Source organism: Streptomyces sp. NPDC050738 (assembly GCF_040654175.1).
In the GTDB taxonomy this organism is placed as follows: Bacteria; Actinomycetota; Actinomycetes; order Streptomycetales; family Streptomycetaceae; genus Streptomyces.
This window is the reverse complement of record NZ_JBFAHN010000012.1, coordinates 15,369-36,441: the sequence shown is the minus strand read 5'-3', so window position 1 is coordinate 36,441 and position 21,073 is coordinate 15,369. Positions and strand designations below refer to the sequence as shown.

At 69.6% G+C, this 21,073-nt stretch carries 16 protein-coding genes and 1 pseudogene; 12 read left to right on the top strand and 5 right to left on the bottom strand.

The window, feature by feature from the left end; genetic code table 11:
• Position 1 precedes the first annotated feature (1 nt).
• Entirely contained in the window at positions 2 to 415 is a 414-nt protein-coding gene (locus AB0H78_RS27075; RefSeq protein ID WP_363237412.1) for a transglycosylase SLT domain-containing protein, read from the top strand.
• Positions 416 to 423: 8 nt separating this feature from the next.
• Here AB0H78_RS27075 and AB0H78_RS27070 read toward each other — a convergent pair whose 3' ends face one another.
• A complete protein-coding gene (locus tag AB0H78_RS27070) occupies positions 424 to 1,704 on the bottom strand; it encodes an alpha/beta hydrolase (protein ID WP_363237206.1) in 1,281 nt (426 codons plus the stop codon).
• A gap of 163 nt (positions 1,705 to 1,867) precedes the next feature.
• Between AB0H78_RS27070 and AB0H78_RS27065 the strand changes: the two genes are divergently transcribed.
• From AB0H78_RS27065 to AB0H78_RS27050, 4 genes are all read left to right on the top strand, one after another.
• Entirely contained in the window at positions 1,868 to 2,407 is a 540-nt protein-coding gene (locus tag AB0H78_RS27065; protein ID WP_363237205.1) for a hypothetical protein, read from the top strand.
• Between the two features lie 119 nt (positions 2,408 to 2,526).
• Positions 2,527 to 3,633 (top strand): histidine kinase, encoded by a 1,107-nt coding sequence (locus AB0H78_RS27060; RefSeq protein ID WP_363237411.1) that lies wholly within the window; start codon positions 2,527 to 2,529, stop codon positions 3,631 to 3,633.
• Positions 3,630 to 4,295: a response regulator transcription factor gene (locus tag AB0H78_RS27055; RefSeq protein ID WP_363237204.1), complete on the top strand. Its 666-nt coding sequence runs from the start codon at positions 3,630 to 3,632 to the stop codon at positions 4,293 to 4,295. The genes AB0H78_RS27060 and AB0H78_RS27055 overlap by 4 nt, the downstream gene beginning before the upstream one ends.
• Before the next feature lie 318 nt (positions 4,296 to 4,613).
• On the top strand, positions 4,614 to 5,099 hold the full coding sequence (locus AB0H78_RS27050; protein ID WP_363237203.1) for a hypothetical protein: 486 nt from the start codon (positions 4,614 to 4,616) through the stop codon (positions 5,097 to 5,099).
• Between the two features lie 59 nt (positions 5,100 to 5,158).
• Here the strand turns inward: AB0H78_RS27050 and AB0H78_RS27045 are convergent, their stop codons facing one another.
• Positions 5,159 to 6,328, bottom strand: a complete 1,170-nt coding sequence (locus AB0H78_RS27045) for a steroid 3-ketoacyl-CoA thiolase (protein ID WP_363237202.1) — start codon at positions 6,326 to 6,328, stop codon at positions 5,159 to 5,161.
• Positions 6,329 to 6,682: 354 nt separating this feature from the next.
• On the opposite strand from AB0H78_RS27045, the gene AB0H78_RS27040 reads away from it, so the two are divergent.
• From AB0H78_RS27040 to AB0H78_RS27030, 3 genes are all read left to right on the top strand, one after another.
• On the top strand, positions 6,683 to 7,927 hold the full coding sequence (locus tag AB0H78_RS27040; protein WP_363237410.1) for a cytochrome P450: 1,245 nt from the start codon (positions 6,683 to 6,685) through the stop codon (positions 7,925 to 7,927).
• Between the two features lie 131 nt (positions 7,928 to 8,058).
• Entirely contained in the window at positions 8,059 to 8,751 is a 693-nt protein-coding gene (locus tag AB0H78_RS27035) for a pyridoxamine 5'-phosphate oxidase family protein (protein ID WP_363237201.1), read from the top strand.
• A gap of 17 nt (positions 8,752 to 8,768) precedes the next feature.
• A complete protein-coding gene (locus AB0H78_RS27030) occupies positions 8,769 to 9,590 on the top strand; it encodes a helix-turn-helix transcriptional regulator (RefSeq protein WP_363237200.1) in 822 nt (273 codons plus the stop codon).
• Here the strand turns inward: AB0H78_RS27030 and AB0H78_RS27025 are convergent.
• Positions 9,541 to 11,142, bottom strand: a complete 1,602-nt coding sequence (locus AB0H78_RS27025) for an MFS transporter (protein WP_363237199.1) — start codon at positions 11,140 to 11,142, stop codon at positions 9,541 to 9,543. The two genes, AB0H78_RS27030 and AB0H78_RS27025, sit on opposite strands and share 50 nt — an antisense overlap.
• Positions 11,143 to 11,457: 315 nt before the next feature.
• Between AB0H78_RS27025 and AB0H78_RS27020 the strand changes: the two genes are divergently transcribed.
• On the top strand, positions 11,458 to 12,921 hold the full coding sequence (locus AB0H78_RS27020; protein ID WP_363237198.1) for a DHA2 family efflux MFS transporter permease subunit: 1,464 nt from the start codon (positions 11,458 to 11,460) through the stop codon (positions 12,919 to 12,921).
• Positions 12,922 to 12,935: 14 nt separating this feature from the next.
• Here AB0H78_RS27020 and AB0H78_RS27015 read toward each other — a convergent pair whose 3' ends face one another.
• On the bottom strand, positions 12,936 to 13,811 hold the full coding sequence (locus AB0H78_RS27015) for a glycosyltransferase (protein WP_363237197.1): 876 nt from the start codon (positions 13,809 to 13,811) through the stop codon (positions 12,936 to 12,938).
• Positions 13,812 to 14,002: 191 nt separating this feature from the next.
• Here AB0H78_RS27015 and AB0H78_RS27010 point away from each other — a divergent pair.
• Positions 14,003 to 16,021 (top strand): annotated as a pseudogene (locus AB0H78_RS27010) (MMPL family transporter); the annotation flags it as partial.
• A 10-nt stretch (positions 16,022 to 16,031) separates the two neighbouring features.
• Here the strand turns inward: AB0H78_RS27010 and AB0H78_RS27005 are convergent.
• Positions 16,032 to 18,020, bottom strand: coding sequence for a bifunctional glycosyltransferase 87/phosphatase PAP2 family protein (locus AB0H78_RS27005; RefSeq protein ID WP_363237409.1), 1,989 nt, complete (start codon positions 18,018 to 18,020; stop codon positions 16,032 to 16,034).
• Positions 18,021 to 18,515: 495 nt separating this feature from the next.
• On the opposite strand from AB0H78_RS27005, the gene proP reads away from it, so the two are divergent.
• Entirely contained in the window at positions 18,516 to 19,862 is a 1,347-nt protein-coding gene (gene proP / locus AB0H78_RS27000) for a glycine betaine/L-proline transporter ProP (protein WP_363237408.1), read from the top strand.
• A 104-nt stretch (positions 19,863 to 19,966) separates the two neighbouring features.
• Positions 19,967 to 21,073, top strand: coding sequence for a DUF2330 domain-containing protein (locus tag AB0H78_RS26995; RefSeq protein WP_363237196.1), 1,107 nt, complete (start codon positions 19,967 to 19,969; stop codon positions 21,071 to 21,073).

Sequence of the window (21,073 nt, the reverse complement as noted above, 5' to 3'; positions counted from 1 at the left end):
GATGCCGGCGAAGACGGCGAACGCCCTGGACACCCAGGCGAGCACACAGGCCTCTGCCGCGACCGCCGCGGCGAAGACCGCGGCGCCCGCGGCGAGCACGGCGAGCAGCAGCACCAGCACTGCGGGGAAGACCCCGAAGGCGATCGCGCACCAGATGATCCCGGACGATGCGCAGTACCAGTGCTTCGACAACATCGTCACCCACGAGAGCGGCTGGAACGTCACCGCCTCCAACGCCTCGTCCGGCGCGTACGGCCTGGTCCAGGCCCTGCCCGGCAGCAAGATGGCCTCGGCGGGATCCGACTGGCAGACCAACCCGGCCACCCAGATCCAGTGGGGCCTGGACTACATGAACGACACCTACGGCTCCCCGTGCGCCGCCTGGTCCTTCTGGCAGGCCAACGGCTGGTACTGAGCCGGGTCTCAGCCCCGCTGCGCGACCTGGTCGAACCACCGGGCGATCCCGGTGACCGACGCGATCGCCGTACCGCCGTGGTCGACAGCCCCCTGGTTCACGACCGGGACCTTCACCCCGTGCGCCGCCAACTGCGCTACGCAGGAACGGGCGTTGGCGATCGGCACGTCGGTGTCGCCGTCCGCGCTGTAGAGCTGCACGGGAACGGCGGGCTTCCAGTCGCATGCCTTGCCATTGGCGCGCAGCATGTCCCGCAGCGCGCCGGTGGGGTGCTTGAGCTCCTTGAGGTACGCGTCCGTGAAGAGCTCCGTGATCGTCGGCGGCAGCGAGGTCACCACCTGCACGTCGGTGTGCAGCCCGTCGAAGAGGCCCGTCACGACCTTGTCGTACGGCGCCCGGAAGACCTCGGCCGGGTCCTTGAAGAGCGGGTGGAGCCGGTTCTGCGCCGTGAGGAAGTAGGACATGTAGAAGACGGCGCTGGTGTTGTTGATGCTGCCGTTGAACATCCCCGGGAGCTCGGCGCCTTCGAGGTCGTACGGTCCCGCGATCGGCGCGACCGCCTTCAGCCGGAAGCTGCGGTCGGCTCCTTCGGTCAGCGCCTTCCCGAGGGCCATGGCGAGCTGCCCGCCCTGCGAGAACCCGGTGACGTACACATCTCCCGTGAAGGGCCTGCCCAGTTGGTGGCCTGCGGTGCGTGAGGCCCGCAGCATGTCGAGGGTGGCGCTCACGCCGGAACGGGTGTCCATGTACGGGTGAAGCCCGGGGCCCTTGCCGAGCCCCAGATAGTCGGGCGCGGAGACGGCCCGCCCTGCCGCCGCCTGCACGTAAGGGGAGAGGCGGTCCATGTCCTCGGCGACGGAGGGAGCGTCGTCGCGGCCGACCATGGTGCCGTGGGTGTCGGAGACGACGGGAAGCCGGTGGGCGCCGCCCTTGGGCAGGACCAGCAGACCCGTGGCGGTGGTGGGCCGGCCCTCGGCGGTCACCGTCCGGTAGGTGAGGCGGTAGGCGGTGACCCCGTACCGTACGGCGCCCGGATCGGCACCCGCGTCCTTCACGAAGGCGGCGACCTCGGCGCGGGTGTGGTCGGCGACGGGGACGATGGAGACGAGGGTGCCGCGGGAGGCGTGCACGGTGTGGTGCGTACCGGAGTCGGAGCTGGTGAGGGCGAGGGCGGGGGCTGCGCCTCCGAGGGCGAGCACCAGTGCGGTACAGGCAGCGATGGCTCCGCGCTGTGCACGTGAAGTGCGGGCGTTTGCCGGGGAGTTCGTGGTGTGCGTCGTGTTCTTCATGCAGGGAATCCTCGTCCGCCCGGTCCCCGCGCCCCATCCGACGATCCCCCGGATCCGGGGGTGTACGTAGCACCACCCGGGCCGGGGGTCTGCCCTCGATCTCCACCCCCGTTTCCACCCATGGGTCCAGGTGCCGCAGGCCTCGGAACAGCAAGCTTGAGGCATGACAACAACCGAGTGGATCACCGACATCGCGCTCCTCCTCGTCGTCTTCCGGCAGCTGCGGGAAGGCCGTCTGGACCTCAGGTCCTTCCTGATCCCGCTGGGGATCGTCTCCTTCGTCGCCTACTCGTACCTCGACACGATCCCCACCGCGGGCAACGACCTGGTCCTGATCGGGACGCTGGTGGCGGTGGGCGCGGCGCTCGGCGTCACCGGCGGGATCTACACCCGGATACGGACGGCGGGCGAGCACATCCTGATCAAGGCCGGTGCGGTCTCGGCAGCCCTGTGGGTGCTCGGCATGGGGGCCCGCATGGGATTCCAGCTGTGGGTGGAGCACGGCGGCGCCGACAGCGTCGGCCGCTTCAGCATCACCCACCACATCACCGGCGATCAGGCCTGGGTCGCGGCGTTCGTCCTGATGGCCCTCACCGAGGTCGTCACCCGGCTGGCCACGATCTTCATCCGGAGCCGGATGGTGGCCGGTACCGGACGGACTCCGGCGCCCGCCCCGAAGTCCGTCTTCAGCCACACGTCCTGACGGTGAGTTATCGTCTGCCCGTGCCTGAGCCCGTGCCCGCGAACCAGACCGCCCCGCCGACGGAGACGGCCCCGCCCCGGAACGCCGGTGCGGGGCCGCTCCCGGGGCGGGACCCGCTCGTGCAGTGGGTGATGAGCCTCGCCGTCGTCGTCGCCGGGGCGCTCACCATCAGGCCCATGGGGCTCAGCGGCCGGGGACTGGCCGTCGCCGTCCTCTTCGTGATCAACTCCGCGGCGCTGCTGGCCAGATACCTGCCCGAGTCGAAGGTCTCGCAGCGGGCCGCGATCATCTGGCTGACCCTCGGCATCATCGCGGCCGCCGCCCTGATCGGAGTCAGCCGCAGCGGCACGAGCTATCTCTTCGCCTTCTTCCTCGCCGGTCACGTCGGATACCGGCTCAGGCCCAGGCCCGCCCTCGTTCTCGCGGCGTTCTGCAGTGTGCTCTGCGGGGCCGTCCTGTACTTCCGTATCGGACCGGGCCACGACCTGCTGCCCTGGACCCTCGGACTCGCTACCGGCGCCCCGGTGCTGGTCGGGATCATCAACCGCAGCCGGCAGCAGGCCGTACGGGCGGCGATCTCGGCCGCGGAGTCCGCCGAGCGCGCTGCCCGCGCGGAGGCGAAGGCAGCCGTCCTGACCGAGCGCAGCCGTATCGCGCGGGACGTGCACGATGTCCTGGCGCATTCACTGGCCGGGATCAACATGCAGCTGGAGCTGGCCGATGCCCTGCTCGACACCGGGGATCTGGACAAGGTGCGGGAAGCCAACAACAAGGCCCATGGCCTGGTCAAGGAGAGTCTGAAGCAGGCGCAGTGGACGGTGCACGCGCTGCGCGAGGACGCCCTGCCCCTGCTGGAGAGCCTGGCGGCGATCCTCGATTCGTCCGGTCACCCGGATGCCCTCACGGTCACCGGGACCGTCCGCGAGGCACCGACCCGGGTGATCCAGAATCTCCTGCGGATCGCCCAGGAGTCCCTGACCAACGCGGCGCGACACGCTCCCGGCGGCGAAGTCGGCGTGGAGCTGACGTTCGCGGCCTCATCGATCACACTGAAGATCCGCAACCGCCCCGCCACCCGTCCGGTGAGCGTGAGTGCGGGCAGCGGGATGGGACTGGTCGGCATGCGCGAACGCGTCGCCCTGCTGGGCGGAACCATCACCGCGGGTCCGGTCTCCGAAGGACCGGACGCGGGCGACTGGCAGGTGGAGGCAGTGATCCCGGTATGAGTGAACCCACGGACAAGCAGCGCCCGTTGAGGGTGATCGTCGCCGACGACCAAGCGGCCGTACGGGAGCCGCTCGCCGCGGTGCTCGGCCTCGCGGACGACATCGACGTCGTGGCGGCCGCCGCGGACGGAACGGAAGTGCTGGCGGCCGTCGCCGCCCAGCCGGTGGACGTGGTCCTGATGGATCTGAGGATGCCCGTGATGGACGGGATCGAGACCACCCGCCGGCTCACCGAGGAACACCCGTCGGTGGCCGTGGTCGTCCTGACGACGTTCGCCGACGACGAGTCGATCCTGGCCGCGCTGGGCGCCGGGGCCCGCGGCTATCTGACGAAGAACGCGGGACGCCAGGACATCACCCGGGCGATCAGGGCCGCCGCCGCAGGCCAGTCCGTACTCGACCGCGAGGTCCAGGACCGGCTGCTCGCCACCGTACGGACCAAGCCCGCGGCGCCGGGGCAGCCGCTGCCCGCCGACATCACCCCGCGCGAGCGCGAAGTGTTCATGCTGATCGGGCAGGGCCTTCCCAACCGGGGCATCGCCGAGAAGCTGTTCATCAGCGAGGCGACGGTCAAGACGCACATCAACAACCTGTTCGCCAAGGCGGGAATCCGGGACCGGGCCGATGCGGTGCGCCGGGCGATCGCGGCGGGCCTGGCCTGACCACGCGAGGCTGAAATCCCACCAGCCCCTTAAGGATCAGGGGGCTTCCCCTTGCAATCCCTGCCCGTCCGCGCATCAATGGAAAGCGTTATCAGACGGACCGTCAGATTCGCAGCGCGGTCAGGCAGGGGACGCAGAGCCGCAGTCCCGCGCCGCTCCACGACCACGCATTCCGCTCGGCGCGCCGCACACCGCTGTTCGGACGGTCCGCGCACATTTCTCCCACCGCGCACGGTTGCAGACGTGCATCCGACGCGATGATGTGCGCGCTCCCACTGCGGCATCCGATCAACTCCCCGTTCACGGGAAGGGAATGCGATGAGAAGCAGCAGACTCGGGATCAGTGCGGCGCTCGCGGCAGGCGGTCTGGCCATGGCCGGACTGGCCCTCGCTCCCGCCGCGTCGGCGACGACGCCCACGGACGCGACCGCCGTCTACGACTGCGGCGCCTTCGGCGGCGGCGAGGCCTCGCTCCACGCCGACCAGTCGGGCGGCAACGTCACCCTCACCCTCACGACCGCCATCACCTCGCCCCTCGCCATCGGCGCGGGCCAGGTGAGCAGCAGTCTCACCATGTCGCTGAACAGCAGCGGCACCGCCGTCTTCACCGGGAGCAGCAACCCGGCGATCCCGGCGGGCGGCGCCTTCAACAGCGGGCCGCTGACCGGCCCGACGGCTTTCACCGCAGGTGACAGCCTGGACTCGTACCTCGGCGGCACGGCGTTCACGATGGTCGTCTTCGGTACGACGGTCAGCTGCGACGCCACCAGCGCGCAGGTACCGGGAGCGTTCGTGGTCGACTGAGCACTCTCCCGCAGACGGCCGGCGCCGCCCCTTGCGGCGCCGGTCGTCCCGCAGACGGATCAGAGCCGCTGAATGATCGTCCCCGTCGCGAGCGCCCCGCCCGCGCACATCGTGATCAGCGCGAACTCCTTGTCCCGGCGCTCCAGTTCATGCAGGGCAGTGGTGATCAGCCGCGCCCCCGTGGCCCCCACGGGGTGCCCAAGGGCGATGGCCCCGCCGTTCACGTTCACCTTCTCCAGGTCCTGCTCGAAGACCTGCGCCCAGCTCAGCACCACCGAGGCGAACGCCTCGTTGATCTCGACGATGTCGATGTCCTTCAGCGACATCCCGGCCTTGCCGAGCACGGCACGCGTCGCGTCGATCGGCCCGTCGAGGTGGAAGTGCGGGTCGGAGCCCACCAGCGCCTGGGCCACGATCCGCGCCCGCGGCTTGAGCTTGAGCGCCCGTGCCATGCGCTTGGAGGCCCACATGATGGCGCAGGCGCCGTCGGATATCTGCGAGGAGTTCCCGGCGGTGTGGATGGCGGTGGGCATGACGGGCTTCAGCGCGCCGAGCCCCTCCATGGTGGTGTCGCGCAGCCCCTCGTCCCGGTCGACGAGCCGCCACATGCCCTGGCCCGCGGCCTGTTCGGCCTCGGTGGTGGGCACCTGTACGGCGAAGGTCTCGCGTTTGAAGCGCTCCTCGGACCAGGCGATGGCCGCCCGCTCCTGCGAGATGAGCCCCAGCGAGTCGACGTTCTCCCGGGTGAGGCCGCGGTTGCGGGCGATGCGCTCGGCGGCCTCGAACTGGTTGGGCAGGTCCACGTTCCACTCGTCGGGGAAGGGCTTGCCCGGGCCGTGCTTGGACCCGCTGCCCAGCGGCACCCGCGACATGGCTTCGACACCACAGCTGATGCCGATGTCCACGACGCCGCCGGAGATCATGTTGGCGACCATGTGACTGGCCTGCTGCGAGGATCCGCACTGGCAGTCCACGGTGGTCGCGGCCGTTTCGTACGGCAGCCCCATCGCGAGCCAGGCGTTGCGCGCCGGGTTCATGGACTGCTCTCCGGCGTGGGTGACGGTGCCGCCGACGATCTGCTCGACGCAGTCGGCGTGGATCCCGGTGCGCCCCAGCAGCTCCCGGTAGGTCTCTCCCAGCAGATAGGCCGGGTGGAGATTGGCAAGTGCCCCACCCCGCTTGCCGATCGGCGTGCGTACGGCTTCGACGATGACGGGCTCCGCGGCCATGACCTGTCCCCTCTTTGCGGCTAAACCGCCGCCGCTCTCGCGGAGGTGGTCGCTCACTTCTGTGGTTCCTCAATCGATGGTTGCGCTGCCCACGACGCGCTTCCCGGCGCGAGTCGCAGCAGGACACCCCCACCGCCAGAACTGATACGCGTTCTAGTTCTCCCCGCAGTCTGCTAACTGCTACCCCCGGTACGCAAGGGTCTTGCACAGTCATTGCATGGTCATCGCGCACCTCTTGCGCGCAACGGATCCGACCGGAACCCTTGCACCTTGTAGAACTCGTTACTACGTTGCGGTCAACTTCTGATGGGTCGTCAGACAGCCCTCACCCCGACCTGGAGTTGACGGATGCCCATGCAATGCCCCCATCTGCCCGAGGGATTCGACTTCACGGACCCCGATCTGCTCCAGTCCCGCGTCCCCCACCCGGAGTTCGCCGAGATGCGGCAGACCGCCCCGGTCTGGTGGTGCGCCCAGCCGAGAGGCATCTCCGGCTTCGACGACGAGGGCTACTGGGCGGTGACCCGCCATGCGGACGTCAAGTACGTCTCGACGCACCCGGAGCTCTTCTCCTCGCACACGAACACCGCGGTCATCCGCTTCAACGAGTCGATCAAGCGCGAGGCGATCGACGCCCAGCGGCTGATCATGCTCAACATGGACCCGCCGGAGCACACCCGGGTCCGCCAGATCGTGCAGCGCGGCTTCACGCCGCGCTCGATCCGCTCCCTGGAAGAGGCGCTGCGCAACCGGGCGCACTCCATCGTCGCGAAGGCCCTGGAGAACGCCTCCCCCGAGGGCGGCTTCGACTTCGTCAACAACATCGCCGTGGAGCTGCCGCTGCAGGCGATCGCGGAGCTGATCGGCGTACCGCAGGAGGACCGCGCGAAGATCTTCGACTGGTCCAACAAGATGGCGGCGTACGACGATCCCGAGTACGCGATCACCGCCGAGGCCGGCATGGAGGCGGCGGCGGAGATCGTCGCGTACTCCATGGGCATCGCGGCCGCCCGCAAGGAGTGCCCGGCCAAGGACATCGTGTCCCAGCTCGTGGCGGCGGAGGGCGAAGGCAACCTCTCCTCCGACGAGTTCGGCTTCTTCGTGATCCTCCTCGCGGTGGCCGGCAACGAGACGACCCGCAACGCGATCAGCCACGGCATGCACGCCTTCCTCACCCACCCCGAGCAGTGGGAGCTCTACAAGCGCGACCGCCCCGAGACCACGGCCGAGGAGATCGTCCGCTGGGCGACCCCGGTGGTCTCCTTCCAGCGCACGGCGACCCAGGACCTGGAGCTGGGCGGCCAGAAGATCAAGGCGGGCGACCGCGTCGGGCTCTTCTACTCCTCCGCCAACAACGACCCCGAAGTCTTCGACGCACCCGAGCAGTTCGACATCACCAGGGACCCCAACCCCCACCTCGGCTTCGGCGGCGGAGGCCCGCACTTCTGCCTGGGCAAGTCCCTGGCGGTCCTGGAGATCAACCTGATCTTCAACGCGATAGCCGACGCACTCCCGAACCTGAAACCGGCCGGCGACCCGCGCCGCCTCCGCTCGGCCTGGCTGAACGGCATCAAGGAACTCCAGGTGACAACGGGCTGACACCCACACTCGGACGGCAGGGGCCGGCCCTCCCCCGCTCCCCGGCCCCTGCCGTCCGGCCGCCCTGTACAGCCTGCCGTACTGCTGAAATAGTCGCCCTGCCAGAGCAGGACGACGAAATCGGCAGGATCATGAGCGACCAGGAACCGAATCAGCAGCTGACCGTGACGGAGCGCACCCGCCATCGCCGCCTCCGCGAGCAGGGCAGCACCTCCCGCGCGGAGCTGGACGCGATCCTGCGCGCGGGCTTCGTCTGCCACCTGGGCGTCCTGATCGACGGCGCCCCGATGGTCGTCCCCACGGTGTACGGCGTGGACTTCGCGACCCGCACCCTCTACCTCCACGGTTCCGTGGCCAGCCGCAGCCTGGCGCACTCCCCCGACGCCACGGTCTGCGTGACGATCACCCACGTCGACGGCCTGGTCCTGGCCCGCTCCGTCTTCGAGCACGGCGTGAACTACCGCAGCGCGATGATCTACGGCACCCCCGGGCTGATCACCCACGCCAGCGACCCCGAAGCGCTCCTGACCGGCCTGCGCACCCTGACCGAACACTGCGCACCCGGCCAGTGGGAGTACGCCCGCAGCCCCAACACCAAGGAGCTGCGCGCCACTTCACTCCTCGCGCTGCCCCTGGACGAGGTCTCGGTGAAGACCGCGTCGGGCCCGCCCGAGGACGCGGAGGGCCCCGACGGCGCACTCGGCCTCTGGGCGGGCGTCATCCCGTACGCCACCACCATCGGCACCCCGCAGCCGGACCCGGCCCTGCCGCCCGGCATCCCGCTGCCCGCCCACATCGCGGCCCTGCGCAATGCCGTGAGTTGACAGTAGAGTCGGAGTCCGTGATCAGCGAACCGCACTTCGCCCTCGGCAATCCGGCTCTCGCGAGCATGGTCCTCCCACTGAGGACCGGGGCCGACATCTCCACCCACAACCACCCGCAGCATCAGCTGACTTGGGCTCCGAGCGGTCTGCTCACCATGGAAGTCGGCAACTTCCGCTGGGTGGTCCAGCGCTCGCGCGCGCTGTGGATTCCCAGCGGCGTGGATCACGCGGTCGTCCCCAACTCGTCCGTGATGATGATCTCGCTGTTCTTCGAGCCGCAGGACTGTCCGCTGCGCTGGGACGTCCCGACCGTCGTCGACGCCACCGGGCTGTTCGGCCCCCTGCTGACCCACCTCGTGGGCCTCGGCGCCGGCGCGGAGGAGCACCGCGCCCGGGTCACGGCCGTGCTCTGGGACGTGATGCGGCCCCTGTCGGTCGCCACGATCCCGACCATCCTCCCCACCGGCCCGCTGGCCCTGCAGGTGGCACTCGCCATCAAGCAGGACCCCGCCGATCCCCGTGACCTGGAGGACTGGGGCCGGGAGGTCGGGGCGTCGCCGCGTACTCTCTCGCGCCGGTTCCGCGCCGAGACGGGGGTGAGCTTCGCCAGCTGGAGGACGTACGAACGCCTGAACGCGTCGCTGCCGATGCTCGGCATGGGGCAGCCGATCTCCCGGGTCGCCCGCGCGGTCGGCTACCGCACAGCCAGCGCTTTCATCACCGCGTTCCGGCGCGAGATAGGCACCACTCCCGCCGCGTACTTCGGCGGAAGCGGTGCCTCATCCACGATCACGCAGTCAGGGGCGCCGGATCCCGCTGCCGGCGGCGGTCGATCGTGAAGGCGACCCCCGCGACGACCACAGCGAACGCACCGATGACCGCGCCCAGGTCCGCCACGGCGTTCAGTGCGTCGATCGACGCGTGTTCGGCGACGCGGGTCAGCGCGGGCACCGCGTCGTGCAGCTGAGCGGGCACCGCGTCGACCACCTGATGTCCAGCCCCTGACCCGACCTGGTCGACGAACTGCTGCTTGAGGTCCTGTGGCACGGCGCCGGTCCCGGGAAACGCCGCGAGCCCGGACTCCGCCTTGTCCGTGGCGACATGGCTGAAGATCGCACCGAGCCCGGCGATCCCCATGGCCATGCCCACCTGCCGCAGCGTGGCGAACGTGGCGGTGGACATGCCCGCGTTCTCCTGCGAGGCGAAGGTCAGCGACGCGGCTTGGTTGAGCGTGGTGAGCGCGCCGATGCCAAGCCCGCCGACGACCATTCCGGGCAGGAAGTGCGTCCAGCTGTCGCCGTACCCGAAGTTGCCCAGCAGGTACATGCCCGCGGTCACCATCGCCATGGTGACCGTCAGACCGAGCCCGATCGGCACACGCTTGGCGACGATCGCGGTCACGGGCGCGGCGATCATCGCGCAGAGGCTGATCGGCAGCAGCCGCAGCCCCATCTCCAGCGGCGTGCAGCCGAGCGCACCCATCAGGAAGAGCGCCAGGTAGGTGGCGGCGGCCATCAGCGTGGCCATGTGCGCGACCGACACGACCGCGGTGCCGGTGAACCCGGGCTTCTTCGCCATCGAAATGTCGAGGAGCGGGTGCTCGGCCCGCGTCTGCCAGACCAGGAACGCGATCACCAGGACGACGCCGGTGATGAGCAGGGAGAGGACCGTCCCCGACGCCCAGCCGAGCGCGTTGCTCCGCGTCAGGGCGAACACGCCGGCCACGAGCCCCCCGGTGAGCAGCAGCGAACCGAGCAGGTCGGCGCGGCGATTAGGTGTACTGGCTGTCCTGGGCATTTTCAGTACCGCCAGTACGGTCACGGCGATCCCGATCGGCACATTGACGGTGAAGATCGAACGCCACCCGAACTGGGTGACCAGCGCACCTCCGATGACCGGCCCGAGGACCGTCGCGCCCGCCATCACCGCCCCGTAGACTCCGATCGCCTTCGCCCGCGCCCCCACTTCGGGGAACGCGACCGCCAGCAGCGGCAGCGCGGTGGCGAACAGCATCGCGGCGCCGATCCCCTGCACCACACGCAGTACGTCGAGCTGCACGATGCCGCCTGCAAGGGTCAGCCCCAGCGACGCGGCGGTGAACACGATCATGCCGGTCACGAACAACTGCTTGCGCCCGAACCGGTCGCCGAGCGCACCAAAGGTCAGCATGAGGCCGGCCAGCGGGATCGAGTAGGCGTCGACGATCCACTGCAGGCCGTCGATGGACGCGTCGAACTCCGAGCGGATGTCGGCGAGCGCGGCGGAGACGACCATCGCGTCGAGCATCAGCATGAAAATCGCGATGCAGACCATGAACAGCATGAGTCCGGGTCGGCGCGGTGCTACGGCGAGCGGCGTCGAACCGCGTGCAGTGGTGGCGATCGAGGACATGGGTTCCCCCTGGAGATCAGGCGTGGATGTCGGACGCGGAAAGAGCCACCCGTGCGCACCGGGCGCCGCACCGATCACGCTAGGTTCCCAACCTGCCCTGGGGGAACGGCGTTTGATGACGCCCGATTGCGCGTAGCGGACAACTTCCGTCCGCCCCGGTGGCGCCATAGCGCGTGGCGGACAAGCGGCTGCGCACACCGGCCATATTCCATCTCCATGGATGCATCAAGCTTGATACATCAAACTGGATGGGTTATGTTTCTTCTCAGACGGCCCCGGCACATCCGGGGCCTGGCGAAGGGGTGGGCAGAACTCATGCGGAATCCGATGCAGCGGTGGCACGCGAACCCGTGGGCGGTCCTGGTGACGCTCTCGCTCGGGTTCTTCATGACCCTGCTCGACCTGACGATCGTCAACATCGCCATCCCGGAGATGATCGAAGGACTGGGCGCCTCGCTCGACCAGACCCTCTGGGTGGTCAGCGGTTACGCCCTCGTCCTGGCGGTCCTCACCATCACCGCGGGCCGTCTCGGAGACCTCTTCGGCGCACGCAACCTCTTCGCCGCCGGCCTGGTGGTCTTCACCCTCGCCAGCGTCGCCTGCGGACTCGCGCCGACCGCCGGCCTGCTGATCGCGGCCCGCGCCGTCCAGGGCCTGGGCGCCGCGCTGCTCGTACCGCAGACCATGGCGCTCATCATCGCCGTCTTCCCGGCGGCGCGACGCGGCACCGCGATGGGGATCTGGGGCACGGTCGCGGGCCTGGCCACGCTGTCGGGGCCGACGCTGGGCGGGATCCTGGTCTCCACGGTCGGCTGGCGCTGGATCTTCCTGGTGAACGTACCGATCGGCATCGCCGCCCTGATCCTGACCTTCCTCGTCGTCCCCGACCTCCGCACCGGCCGCACGCGCCGCTTCGATTTCATGGGCGTCCTCATCGCCACAACCGCCCTGTTCTGCCTGGCCTTTGGCCTCCAGGAAGGCGGCCACTACCACTGGGGCCCCGGCATCCAGGCACTGCTCGCCGCCGCCGTCGCGCTCTTCGCCGGATTCGTGTTCCACCAGCGCCGCAGGCAGGACAGCGACCCCCTGGTGCCGTTCGCGCTCTTCCGCGACCGCAACTTCACCGTCATGACGGTGCTCGTCGCGCTGGTCTCCATGGCCATGATCGGCCTGGTGCTGCCCTTCAACCTCTACCTGCAGTCCGTGCTGCACCTGAGCGCGATGAAGGCCGGCCTGGTCCTCGCCCCGTCCTCGCTCGTCTCGATGACGGTGGGCCCGTTCGCAGGCCGCCTCTCCGACCGGATCGGCGGCAAGTACCTCCTCATGACCGGACTGACGCTGTACGCGGCCGGTTTGGCGGCCATCGTCCTCATCGCCGGCCCCACGACCTCCTGGTACGCCTTCATCCCGGCCACGGTGATCACAGGCCTCGGCGTCGGCTGCATCATCGCCCCGATGTCCACGGAGGCGATGCGCACCATCGATCCCCGCCTGGCGGGCGCCGCTTCGGGCGTCAACAACACGATGCGCCAGATCGGTTCGGTGATCGGCGCGGCCACGGTGGGCGCCCTGCTCCAGGGCCGGCTGGCCGCAGAACTGGCCATGGGGAAGACGTACGCGGCCGCTTTCGTGGCCACCCTCCACGTGACGGCGATCCTCCCGATCGCGGTGGTCCTCCTCGGAGCCCTGGCCTGCCTCCTGGTCCGCAACCACACGAAGGCGACGACCGCGCCCACCACCAACTCAACTCCCCACACGGCAGTCCCGGTTGGACGATGACGCGGCAGGACCGTTCAGATCAGGGGAGGCCGTCCCAGCCGCGTCATGCGCCATACGGTCCGCCACTTCATCGGTTTGCGCGGGCCGCAAGCGGTCCGCACTCCCTCCGCGAAGCCCCCACCCCAGGCGCGCAGTCCGGACAAGGAGCGGATCCGCGCGAGGGTGAGCACGGTCCATACGCCGAGATAGACGGGGACGAGAGGAAACGGCAGCCGACGGCGGGCGAGCCAGACCCGGTTGCGCGCGGTGAAGCGGTAGTGCGTGGCATGGCGGGCCGGGGAGGTCTTCGGATGCTGGAGGACGAGCCCGGGTTCGTAAAGGATCTTCCAGCCCGCGTCCAGACACCGCCAGGCGAGGTCGGACTCCTCATGTCCGAAGAAGAACTCGGCGGGCCACAGGCCGATTTCATCAAGCATCGGGACCGACAGCGCGTGACCGCCTCCGAGGAACGCGGTCACCAGCCCGCGCCGCATGGGGTCGTCGGAGCGCAGCCGCGGCACATGCCGCCGCTGCGTCCGACCTTGCTCATCGGCGATGCGGAACGAGACGATGCCGAGGGCAGGATCGGCCGCGTACAGCTCCTGGACCGTACGGAAGACGTCGTCGGCGACGAGCAGCCCGTCGTCGTCCAGTTCGACGACGACGTCCACGTCGCCCGACGCGCAGAGCGTCCGCAGTCCGACGTTACGGGCGCCGGGGCAGCCCGGGTTGTCCTTGAGCGGGATCTTGGTGACGTCGTACGCGACATCCGTGAGCGGATTCGCGCTGCCTACCAGCACGACCCGGGCGGGTGCCGCGTCCTGCCGGTCCACCGAGGCGATCAGAGCATCCAGTTCCCGCGGGCGATTACCCATCGTGACGATGACGACTCCGATGCGGGGCAATGACATGGCAGCAAACTCCAGCGGTCGACGAGGTGACGCCGATGCTAGGGGGTCCAGCGGCACCGGCCGCACGCTCTGCCCGGCGGTGGGGCGCTGATCACGGGGGGAGGGCTCTCGAGTGGCGAGGCCCGGTCCGGCGACGGATCCTGGCTGGACGCGAGTGATCCGCCTCGGGGGCGAGGAGAGGCAGCCGTCGCATGTTTGCTGGTCTTGGCCGGTTCGTGGTCCGTCGTCCCTGGTGGATCATCGCCACTTGGATCGTCGCAGCCGTCGCGGTCATCTCCCTCGCCCCCAAGCTCACCTCCAGCAGTGACGAGGCGAGCTTCCTGCCGGACAACTACGAGTCCATCCAGGCCGCCGATCTTCAGGAGAAGCAGTTCCCCGCGCAGGAGAACGTCGGCGCGGTCATCGTCTTCACCCGCTCCGACGGCGGCAGGCTGACCGCCGCGGACTCCGCCGAGGTCGTACGGGTCTCCAAGGAGCTGCAGGCGCAGAAGATCCCCCAGGTGGAGAGGGTCGTCCCCGGGGCCGTGTCGCCCAACGGGCTGGTGCAGACGTCCGTCGTGGCCATGCCGAAGGTCACCGACCCCTCGGACACCAAGCAGCAGGACGCCGTGAAGACGCTCCGCACCGATCTGCAGAGCGACATCAAGGGGTCGGATCTCCAGGCCGGAGTCACCGGATCCGCCGCTCAGGCGCTCGACGAGGCCGACTCGTCGAAGAAGGCCGGGCTGCTCGTCGGGGTCGGCACGATCGTCATCATCATCGTCCTGCTGTCCGTGATCTTCCGGTCGCCGATCATCGCGTTCCTGCCGGTCGTCCTGATCGGCTTGATCTCGCCCATGGCGACGGGCCTCATCGCCTCCGCCAACAAGCTCTTCGACATGAAGGCGGACTCCTCCATCCAGGAGCTGCTGACCGTCGTCCTGTTCGGCGTCGGGACCGACTACATCCTGTTCCTGCTGTTCCGGTACAGAGAGGCGCTGCGGGCCGGCGAGGACCCCAAGTCCGGCATGGTGCACGCCGTCGAGCGGGTCGGTGAGGCCATCACCTCCGCGGCCGGCGCCGTCATCGTCGCCTTCGCCGCGCTGACGCTCTCCTCGCTGGGGATGCTGCGCTCCATGGGCCCCGCCCTCGCCATCGCCGTCTTCGTCACGCTGCTGGCCGGGCTCACCCTCGTACCGGCCGTGGTGTCGCTGCTCGGCACCAAGGTGTTCTGGCCCTCCAAGTCGTGGCAGCGCGAGCCGCAGGGGTCCGGATTCACCAAGCTGGGCAAGGCAGTCGGCCGTAAGCCCGTCGTCTGGGCCGTGCTGTCCGCCCTGTTCATGGGCGCGCTCGCGCTCGGCGCCCTCGGCTACAAGGCCAACTTCGACCTCGCGGGCTCCTCACTGCCCAAGGACAAGGAGTCCGTGGTCGCCCTGAAGGACCTCCAGAAGGGGTTCCCCGCGGGCACCACCGATCCGACCAACGTCTATCTGACGTCGACCGGCGGCCAGGAGCTCACCGCCGCCGAGACGGCGAAGTTCCATGCACAGCTCAAGGGCGTCGAAGGCGTCGGGTCGGTCGCCCCGGCCCGGCTGAGCCAGGACCGTACGACCGCCGACTTCTCCGTCGTACTCGCCGATCCCCCCGCCTCCGAATCCGCCATGTCGACGGTGAAGGACCAGCTCAGGCCGACCGCCCACGCGGACGCACCGCCCGGGACCGAGGCCCTGGTCGGCGGGATCACCGCGGTGTACGTCGACATCAACAAGGCCGTGGACCGCGACTATTCGGTGGTCTTCCCGGTGGCGGCCCTCTGCATCATGGTGATCCTCGGGCTGCTGCTGCGGAGCCTGGTGGCGCCCTGGTATCTGATGCTGTCGGTGGCGCTCGGCTTCGGTGCGACGCTCGGCGCGACCTCGCTGCTCTTCCAGCAGATCGGCAGCCAGCCGGGACTGATGTTCATGCTGCCCGTGATCATGTACCTGTTCGTGGTCGCGCTCGGCACCGACTACAACATCCTCATGGTCAGCAGGCTGCGCGAGGAGGCCCGTGAGGGGCGCTCCCCGCGCGAGGCGGCGGCCACAGCGATCCGGCACTCGGGGCCGACGATCGGCTCGGCGGGCATCATCCTGGCGGGTACGTTCGCGACGCTGATGCTCGCGGGCAACTCCACCCTGTCCCAGATGGGCTTCTCGCTCGCCTTCGGTATCGCGATCGCCGCCTTCATCATGGCGATGATCTTCACGCCTGCGCTGACTGCTCTGATCGGGCACGCGGCGTGGTGGCCGGGTCACGGCGACCGGAAGGAGTCCTCGGACCAGGATTCGGACCCGAACCCGGATCCTGAGGCGTCGTCGTCAACTCCCGCCTCCCCGCGAGCAGATACGTAAGGCCGAAGCCCATCGCGACGACCGCCGCCCCGCCCACCGCGTCGAGCACCCAGTGATTGGCCGTGCCGATGATCGCGGTGACCGTGAACAGCGGATGCACCAGGCCCAGCGCCTTCATCCACCACTTCGGCGCCGTCACGACGATCACGATCCCGCACCACAGCGACCAGCCGAAGTGCAGCGAGGGCATGGCCGCGTACTGGTTCGTCATCGCGGTCAGCGCACCGTAGTCGGGGTGCGCCAGGTCCTGTACGCCGTGGGCCGTGTCGATGAAGCCCATCCCGGGCATCAGCCGCGGCGGGGCGAGCGGGTAGAAGAAGAAGCCGACCAGGCCGAGCAGCGTGGCGAAGGAGAGCGCCGTCCGCGCCCAGCGGTAGTCGGAGGGGCGCCGGACGTAGAGCACCGCGAGGATCGCCAGCGGGACGACGAAGTGGAAGGACTGGTAGTAGAAGTTGAGGAAGGACTCGACTCTCGGGAGCTTCACCATCGCGTGGTTGGCCCAGTGCTCGATGTCGATGTGCAGGGCCTTCTCGATCGAGACGATCGTGCGGCCGTGCGCCTCGGCGGTGGAACGGCCGCCGGTCGCCGCCGCCCGGATGTGTGCGTAGACCGAGTAGCCGACGCGGATGGCGAGCAGCTCCAGGAACAGGTTGGGGCGGGTCAGGACACGCCGCCAGAAGGGGGCGAAGGGGACACGGGCCCAACGGGCGGGCAGCGGGGTCGCGTAGAGGGTGGGGACCGGGTTCTGCCAGTACGGCGAGGTGCGCGGCAGGAAGGGCACGGCGCAGGCCGCGGCGAGTGCCACGACGAGCAGCACGTTGTCGCGCAACGGGAAGACGGCCTCGATGTTGGGCAGCAGCATCGTGCCGGGGAGTGTCATCGCCAGAACGACCAGCGCGGGCCAGACCAGGCGGTTGGACGCCCGGCTGCCGACGCGTCCGACCGCCGCGAGGAGGATCCACAGCAACTGGTGCTGCCAGGCGGTCGGCGAGACCGCGACCGCCACGCAGCCGGTGACCGCGACGGCCAGGAGGAGCTGGCCGTCCTTCGCGTAACGGACCGCACGCCACAGCCCGAGCCCAGAGACGGCCGCGGCCAGCACCAGGAACAGGGCGATTTCCAGGGGCCCTTGGAGCCCGAAGCGCAGAAGCGCCCCGTGCAGCGACTGGTTGGCGAGACCCGCGGGCTTGGCGCCCAGGCCCGCTCCGGCCACATGGTGGATCCAGTACGCCCAGGAGTCGCCCGGCATCGCGGACCAGGCCAGCGCCGTGCACGCGGCGAACGTCGCGGTGGTGGAGAGGGCGGCGCGGCGGCGGCCGGTCAGCCAGAGCAGGGGTACGAAGAGGAGCACCGTCGGCTGGAGCGCGGCCGCGAGCCCGACGAGCAGTCCCGAACTGCGCTCGCCCCGGGCCGAGAAGCAGCCGAGGAGGACGAGGAGAACCGGGATGATGCTGGTCTGGCCGAGGTTGAGGGTGTTGCGTACGGGCAGCGACACCATGAGCAGGCTGATCGCGGCGGGCGCGGCCAGCAGCGACGTACGCCGCGACAGAGTCCCCGGCAGCGCGCGGACGACGACGACGCCGATGGCCGCCACGAGCAGCAGGGTGCCGAAGGTCCAGGCGACGCCGAGGCTCTGCTCGGCGGAGCTCGCGAAGGGCTTCAGCGCGAGTCCTGCGAAGGGCGTACCGGTGAACTGGTGGCTGTCGTAGAGCGATCCGGTCAGGTGCAGTACGCCGTTCTCGCCCGTCCAGGAGTCGAGATCGGTCAGCCGCTCGCCGGGTGGCAGTCGGAAGACGGCAGCCAGCTGACGTATCGCCAGCACGGCGACGACGAGCCACATGACCGCCCGCACCGCCCCGATCCTGGCGCCCGCCCCTGTTCCGGCCACGCTTCCCGGTCCGCTGTGCTCGCCACTCGCCACGCTGCGCCGGCCTTTCGCCCCGTTCAGACTCATACCGTCCCGATTCCTAGAGCCTCGCACTTTCCCATGGGAGAGACGCACGGCACCCCCTGTTTACCTCGCCGAACCCGTGCGGTTCCGGCCACCTTCCGCGACAAAGATCACAAGAAAGGGGTACGAAGCGCCGCTGCTGACGGGTCGTTCGCCCAGGTCGGAGCGGGTTCATTCACTGCGTGACGATCATGGTTGGACTGTCTGTAATGACCTGTGTGGCACCTAAGGTCGCTTATGAGCCGCCTCCCACGAGGCGGCTCACGTCTTTGCAGTCGACCCAAGCGCAGGTGAACCCTTCCCGTGCCTCCGCACGCAGCAGCACCGCCCCGACCCGTCCAGCACGAGCAGCACGAGCAGCGCGGGCAGCACACCCCGCTCGACGTGACGGTCACCGACCCGGCGATGGTCAACCGCGCCGTGAAGGCCGCCGCACTCGGCAACGCCATGGAGTGGTTCGACTTCGGCGTCTACAGCTATATCGCGGTCACCCTCGGACACGTCTTCTTCCCGTCCGCGGACCCCACCGCGCAATTGCTGTCGACGTTCGGTGCCTTCGCCGCGGCCTTCCTCGTACGGCCCTTCGGCGGCCTGGTCTTCGGACCGCTCGGCGACCGCATCGGCCGCCAGAAGGTCCTCGCCATCACCATGATCATGATGGCCGCGGGCACCTTCGCGATCGGCCTGATCCCCTCGTACGCGACGATCGGCGTCTGGGCCCCGGTCCTGCTGCTCGCCGCCCGCCTGGTGCAGGGCTTCTCGACCGGCGGGGAGTACGGCAGCGCCGCGACCTTCGTCGCCGAGTACGCGCCCGACCGCAAGCGCGGATTCCTCGGCAGCTTCCTGGAGTTCGGCACGCTCGCCGGCTACATCGGCGGCGCGGGCCTGGTCACGCTGCTCACCGCGCTCCTGAGCACGAGCTCGCTCGAGTCGTGGGGCTGGCGGATCCCGTTCCTGATCGCGGGCCCGATGGGCCTCATCGGCCTCTATCTGCGGATGCGCCTGGAGGAGACCCCCGCGTTCACGAAGCTCGCACAGGAGGCCGAGGACAAGCAGAAGGAGCAGAAGAGTTCAGTACGGGACATGCTCGTGGGCCAGTGGCGGGCGATGCTGCTCTGCATCGCCCTGGTCCTGGTCTTCAACGTCACCGACTACATGCTCCTGTCGTACATGCCGAGCTATCTGACCTCCGAGCTCCACTACGACGAGACGCACGGCCTGCTCGTCGTCCTCGCCGTCATGGCGCTGATGATGGCCGTCCACCCCTTCGCGGGCCGCCTCACCGACCGCTACGGCCGCCGCCCGGTGATCGGCGCGGGCTGCGCGGGCTTCCTGCTCCTCTCGGTGCCCGCACTGCTGCTGATCCGCCAGGGCGGACTGCTCGCGATCGCCCTGGGCATGGCCGCGTTCGGCCTGCTCCTGGTCTGCTTCACCTCGTCGATGCCTTCGGCGCTGCCCGCGCTGTTCCCGACGAAGGTCCGCTCCGGCTCGCTGTCGATCGGCTTCAACATCTCGGTGTCGGTCTTCGGCGGTACGACGCCGCTGGTGATCACCGCGCTGATCGGCGCGACCGGCAACATGATGATGCCCGCGTACTACGTGATGGCCGCGGCGGTCATCGGCGGAATCGCCGTCCTCTTCATGCCGGAGAGCGCCCGCCGCCCCCTGCCCGGCTCGCCCCCGGCGGTCGAGACGCAGGCGGAGGCACGCGCACTGCGGGCCGCCGCGTAGGACGGCCCGGCGCGTCCTGGCACCTCCCCGCACGTACACGGAACCGCCCGCGCCTCCCCGCCGTCTCAGCCGCTGTCCAGCGGTACGACGGGGAGGCGCGAGACGTGCGGTACAGAGCGGTTCTGACGGTACTGGCCATCCTGGCGACCCTGCAGCTCGGATCGCTGGTCTCCCCCGCGTACGCCTGCGGCTGCGGCGCCATGGTCCACCACCCCGGCGACCGGCTCGACGTCAACCGCGAGACCTCGGCGGTCCGTTGGGACGGCAGCACCGAACAGATCGTGATGAGCCTGACGGTCACCGGCACCGCCCGCAGCGCCGCATGGATCATGCCCGTCCCGCACCGTGCGACCGTCGCCCTCGGCGACCGCAAGCTGTTCGACGAGCTGGAGAAGATCACGGCCCCGGTGCACCGGACCCGCACGCACTTCCTCCCCGACGACGGCGACTGGCCCTTCGACGACGCGCACACCAGCGGCGACGGCGCCCCACACGCCGCGGCCTCCGCACCGGTCCATGTGGTGGGCCGCGAGAGCCTGGGGCCCTTCGACGTCGCGCGCCTGACCGCCACCGACCCGTCCGCACTGGGCAGTTGGCTCCGTACCAACGGCTTCGACCTCCCGGCGGGACTGACCGCGGACCTCCAGCCGTACGTCGACCAGAAGTGGGAGTACGTGGCGATCCGCCTGGCCCCACGACAGCAGGGCAAGGCCCTCACGGGCACCCTCGACCCGCTCGCCCTGAGCTTCGCCAGCGACCGCCTGGTCTATCCGATGCGCCTCTCGCGCCGCGCGAAGTCACAGCAGTCGCTGGGCCTGTACGTCCTGGCCTCCCACCGCATGGAGCCCAAGGACTGGATCGGCGGCATGCGCCCTGCGGTCACCTACGCGGGGAAGGTCGCCTCCGAGGGTCCGGTGGGCCAACTGGCCGACGGCCAGACGTACTTGACGGCGATCGACCAGACCTTCCCCGCACCGTCCAGAATCGACGCGGACCACGAACTGACGCGCATGGCCACCGACACCCCGTACCAACAGGTCATCTACACCGACACGTTGCTGAAGGTCGCCGGCATCCCGGCCTGGCTCCTGACCGCACTCGGCACACTCGCCCTGGCAGCCGTGGCGGTGGCGCTGCTCCTCGTACGGGCACACCGCCGCCGCCCGGTGATCCCGCCCCTCTCGGTCCAGGCCCCGCCACCGCTCCGCTGA